The organism is Nocardia sp. NPDC060220 (genome assembly GCF_042727815.1).
Lineage (GTDB): Bacteria > Actinomycetota > Actinomycetes > Mycobacteriales > Mycobacteriaceae > Nocardia.
Genome location: NZ_JBHWZY010000561.1, coordinates 1 through 4,632, shown reverse-complemented (window position 1 = coordinate 4,632; position 4,632 = coordinate 1). Strand labels below are relative to the sequence as shown.

The 4,632-nt window shown below is 67.1% G+C and carries 6 protein-coding genes; 2 read left to right on the top strand and 4 right to left on the bottom strand.

Annotated elements, in window-relative coordinates; translation table 11 throughout:
- Positions 1–45 precede the first annotated feature (45 nt).
- From ACFWF3_RS25100 to ACFWF3_RS25085, 4 genes are all read right to left on the bottom strand, one after another.
- Positions 46–753, bottom strand: a complete 708-nt coding sequence (locus ACFWF3_RS25100) for a TMEM165/GDT1 family protein (protein WP_379315670.1) — start codon at positions 751–753, stop codon at positions 46–48.
- Between the two features lie 359 nt (positions 754–1,112).
- A complete protein-coding gene (locus ACFWF3_RS25095; protein ID WP_378989431.1) occupies positions 1,113–1,640 on the bottom strand; it encodes a peptidase in 528 nt (175 codons plus the stop codon).
- Between the two features lie 271 nt (positions 1,641–1,911).
- Entirely contained in the window at positions 1,912–2,535 is a 624-nt protein-coding gene (locus ACFWF3_RS25090) for a superoxide dismutase (protein WP_194825332.1), read from the bottom strand.
- 167 nt (positions 2,536–2,702) lie between these two features.
- The gene (locus ACFWF3_RS25085) at positions 2,703–3,314 is read right to left on the bottom strand and encodes a hypothetical protein (protein WP_378989432.1); all 612 of its coding nucleotides are present in this window, start codon (positions 3,312–3,314) and stop codon (positions 2,703–2,705) included.
- Positions 3,315–3,650: 336 nt separating this feature from the next.
- Here ACFWF3_RS25085 and ACFWF3_RS25080 point away from each other — a divergent pair, with 336 nt between their 5' ends.
- Both ACFWF3_RS25080 and ACFWF3_RS25075 read left to right on the top strand, forming a co-directional pair.
- A complete protein-coding gene (locus ACFWF3_RS25080) occupies positions 3,651–4,010 on the top strand; it encodes a rhodanese-like domain-containing protein (RefSeq protein WP_379315668.1) in 360 nt (119 codons plus the stop codon).
- 20 nt (positions 4,011–4,030) lie between these two features.
- A partial coding sequence (locus ACFWF3_RS25075) for a DUF4328 domain-containing protein (protein ID WP_379315666.1) occupies positions 4,031–4,632 on the top strand: 602 nt, incomplete at its 3' end.

Sequence of the window (4,632 nt, the reverse complement as noted above, 5' to 3'; positions counted from 1 at the left end):
GCGCGACACCGTGTCGGTGCCGCGCCGCTGCGAACCGGCGTGAACTCAGCGTGCGGTCTCGGCGAGCTCATCGCCGTGCACGGCGGGCTTCGCACGCGTGCGCCAGACGGCGACACCGAGGCCGAGCAGCGCGGGTGCGATCAAGGCGAGCACGGCCGAACCCCAACCGCCCAGCGAGGGCGCGAACGCGTCGAGCACGGTTTTGCCCGCGAAGAACAGGAACAGCAGGCCCGAGGCGATGGCGATGCCGCGCTCGGGCAGGTGCTTGCCCGCGAACTTGCCGACCAGGATGGCCAGTCCGCCCGCGGCGACCATGCCGGCGACCGAGCCGATCCAGACGGCCAGCCAGTTGTTGTTGGAGGCGAGGGCGGCGGCGGCGAACATGGTGCGGTCGCCGAGTTCGGCGAGGGTGAAGGCGGAGATGACCACCAGGAAGGCGTTGCGGGCGCTCGGCGGCTCCGGGGCCTCGTCGGAGTCGTTGTCGCTGCTCAGCGCGTCGTGCAGGGTCCAGAGACCGACTACCAGCAAGGTGAGCGCGGTGATGACGGCGATCGCGTTCGCGGGCAGGGCGGTGCCGAGGAAGTGGCCGACGCCCGCGGCGATGAGGTTCACGGCGACGCTGGCGACGCTGATGCCTGCCAGCACCACCCACCAGCGGTAGCGCAGCGAGAAGGTCAGCGCCATGAGTTGGGATTTGTCGCCGAGTTCGGCGAGGAAGAGCACGCCGAAGCTCAGCAGGATCGTGGCGATCATGAAGTCAGCTCCCAGGAAAATACTCCGGCCTGTGGCTGAAAGATGGGTGCGCCTTCAGCCACACCGGTCGACGGATCGGTTCGTGGCCGAAGGTCTCGCCCACCGGTGGTCACCGGTTCACGCAGCCGGACCGCGCCGAATTCGGCGGCGATCAGTATGTCGACTGGGCGATTGCGGGCTACTCCCCTTCGCTGTTCACCACTCTAGTCCGATTGCTCCCGGTATGCCAAGTCCTGGTAATCCAAATCTCAATGGGCACAATAAGTTTGGGTATGCGGCGGTGATAGTTCGGTTTCCCTGATTTCAGTGGCACGCAGACCCGTTGCCGAACATTCGCCCGCCCGTCGCGGGCGAAAGAGTCAGGCCGCCAGCAGCATTGCGAGCACGGCGGTATCGGGATCGCTGATCAGATCCATCCCGACCCGGCTCACCAGCGAGGTGATCGTGCCGTCGAGTTCGGCCTCGGCCCATGCCGCGCGATGCTCCAAACCGAGGTGTGGCACGCCGGGCAGCAGCACGCAGCCCGAGGCCGCGCCCGCGCATTCGGGCAGCGACGGACGGGTCTCCGACGGTGGGTGCAGCATCAGCAGTGCCGGCGGGGTGTGCGCGGCGAACCGGCCGGGTTCGATCGCTTCATCGCCGAGTACCGGCCCCTCGGCCATCACCAGGCCCACCGTGCCCGGTTCCGGGTCGTCGGGTAGCTCCTCGCGCACCCCGAACACCGTGCTGGTCACCAGCAAGCCCGGCATCGACGCCACCCGCACGGCCAGCACCAGCACCTGTGCCCATTCCTTGGTGGTATCCGGCCACCGCCCCGACACCACGAACCCGCTCAATCGTCCCCGCGCCTGAAACGGCGTGATCCCGATCGGACCCTGTGTATTCATGATGGCCTCCCGACTAACGGGGGCGACTGTGCCCGTATGACAGGAATAACCCCAAACCCGTCTGGCACACAAGTACCAGTGAGTGCCAGAACGGGCAATCCACGCAAAAGACCTCCCAGTCGATGACCGGGAGGTCTTTCGCGCAACGCCTGATTTCGCAAGAACATGGGTAACTCGTCGGGCACGCCCAGAAGCCTGGGGCACACGACCGCGAGTCCGGTCAAGAACCCGTGGAGCTACCTACGACCGGCAAAATACGCGGAGAGGCGGATCAGCCGAAGATGAGGCCCTTGCCCTGGCCGACGGCCCGAGCGAAGCGGTCCTGCACGTCGGCCCAGTTGACAACGTTCCAGAACGCGGTCACGTAATCGGCCTTGACGTTCTTGTACTGCAGGTAGAACGCGTGCTCCCACATGTCCACCTGCAGCAGCGGGATGATGCCGGTGGGCACGTTGGCCTGCTGGTCGTACAGCTGGAAGGTCAGCAGCTTCTGGCCCAGGGTGTCGTAACCCAGGACGGCCCAGCCGGAGCCCTGCAGCCCGTTGGCGGCAGCGGTGAACTGCGCGCGGAACTTGTCGAACGAACCGAACTGGTCGGCGATGGCCGCGGCCAGGTCGCCGTCCGGCTGGTCGCCGCCGTTGGGGGAGAGGTTCTTCCACCAGACGGAGTGGTTGTAGTGGCCACCGAGGTGGAAGGCCAGGTTCTTCTCCAGCAGCAGGATGGCAGCCAGGTCGCCGGACTCACGGGCTTCCTCGAGCTGCTCGAGTGCCTTGTTCGCGCCTGCGACGTAGGCGGCGTGGTGCTTGGTGTAGTGGATCTCGTTGATCTCACCGGAGATGTGAGGCTCCAGTGCGCCGAAGTCGTAATCCAGTTCCGGCAGCGTGTAGACGGCCACGATGTCCCTTTCCGTGTGTCGGGCTGTGTGCGCCCAGTTCGGACGACAACACCAACCATCATTCGTACACCCGCTCGCTGCAACCCCGCACACGCGGTTCCGCATTCCCTTGCGATCACCGAGATGGAAACTTCGCGGGCGTGGCCTGCGGTCGCGGGCCGCGAATATTACAGCGGCGGTGCGATGTCGGCTTTGGTGGTCCGGGCGTCCCCGGTGGCATGCGCGTCCCACCACCGACGACCACCCTCGATGAACTCGTTCATCGGAATCTCCAGGCCGGCGGTGTTCGTGACGACGATCTTGTCGAACCACACGCGGACGTCGAGTTCGCGCGGGTCGATGCCTTCTTCCTGGGAGAACTCGATGACGTGCGCGGCGATGCGCTGATCGAGCACCGTGTCGAAGCTGAGCAACTCGCTCCACAGCGTCCAGCCGCTGTCGTCGAGGTCGATGAACTCCCAGCCGTGCAACCCGCCGCCGCCGAAGCTCTCGATGGCCTCGTCGAGCTGGTCGAGGCTCAGGGGAAGCACACGGGCGTCGACATCGTCCCAGCGCTGGATGCGCAGGGAGGCCGCGACGCGGGTGACTCCGGTGAAGGTGAGCAGAACTTTCGTGTCGATCGGCGCGGGTCCATCCGTGGGTAGCGTCAGCACCTCCAGAGCGAGTTGCAGCCGGCCCGCCGCGGCATCCACTTCTACCCCTAGACACGTGGATTCGGACAAAGCGGTATTCAAGCCGTTGATGTCGAAACTGTCGAGTAGCCCCCTGCTCACGTTCATGCGCCCAGGCTACCGATCTGGCCGCCCAGATCCCAGGATTTAAGATTTTCTCTAGTGTTCTCGTTTTTATGGAACCGAATCGGTCCCGCTTGCGTCCAAGTAGATGTCGGGACAGAACACACTCCACGAATCCCGACGTCAGCGGCGAACGACCGCTCCGGGATGACATGGAGGGGAGTCCCGGATCGGTCGTTCCCGGCTGGTTCCACCCGGCTGTCGGCGTTGTCGGCAGCCGGTTCCCGTTGGCCGTGTGCTGACCGATAGCTGAGGCCCGCGCAGCACCTCGTCGTCGCACAGGCTCGCCCGGCAACGCGCGCGGCATGGCAGGATCGAGGCGTGACGAGCTCCGATGTCCCCACCGTGCCGGTGGGTGCGGTACCCGCCGCGTTCGACCACGCGGACCCCGCGCCGGGTGCGCAGCTGCTCGACGTGCGCGAACCCGACGAATGGAACCTCGGGCACGCGCCGGGCGCGATCCACATCCCGATGGTCGACGTGCCCGCCCGCCTCGACGAGCTCGATATCGACGCCGAGCTCTACGTCGTGTGCCGACAGGGCGGCCGGTCCATCGAGGTCGTCCGGTATCTCGCCCACATCGGGTACGAAGCGGTCAACGTCGCGGGGGGCATGGTGGCCTGGCAGCAGACCGGCCGCCCGGTGGTCGCCGACGGCGACCACGAAGCCAAGATCTACTAGTCCGGAAGCGGGGTGCGCGGGTGAGTTCGGTGGTGCAACCATGTGCACGCTGTGGTGCGCGGTGGGCCGTGCAGGGCGCGCCGATGCACTGGTGCCCGCGCTGCCGAGGAGTACTGCTCTCGCCCGGCAAGGTCGACGCGCCCGCCACCCAGCGCAACTACCGCTGGGTCGCGCGCCGACCCGACCACCGCACCCGTAAGGCGGGCGCCACCACCACCGCCCCGCTCGGGCCGACTCCGCGCTACGCCCAGACCCCGCGCTGGGGGCTGCTCGACCCGCCGCCGTCGGCGACCCCCACGCCCGAACGTCCGCTGCGCGGCATCGCGGCCCACCGCGACCGGCTGCTGCTCGGCACCACGATCGTCTTCCTGCTCGCCGGGCTGGCCGAGTACGGCCGCTACCTGATCCTGTTGCAGAACCGCGCCCGGCTCATCCCCGGCTGGCTGCTGTCGATCTCCGACGCGACGGTGCTGGTGTTCGGCGTCATCGCGCCGATCTACGCGCTGGTGACCGCGGTGGCGCTGGTCGCCTGGCTGATCGAGGCGCGCACGATCGTGTTCACCGCCTACGGCAAGCGTGACCCACGCAAGCGCTGGTCGCTGATCGCGGGATGCCTTGTGCC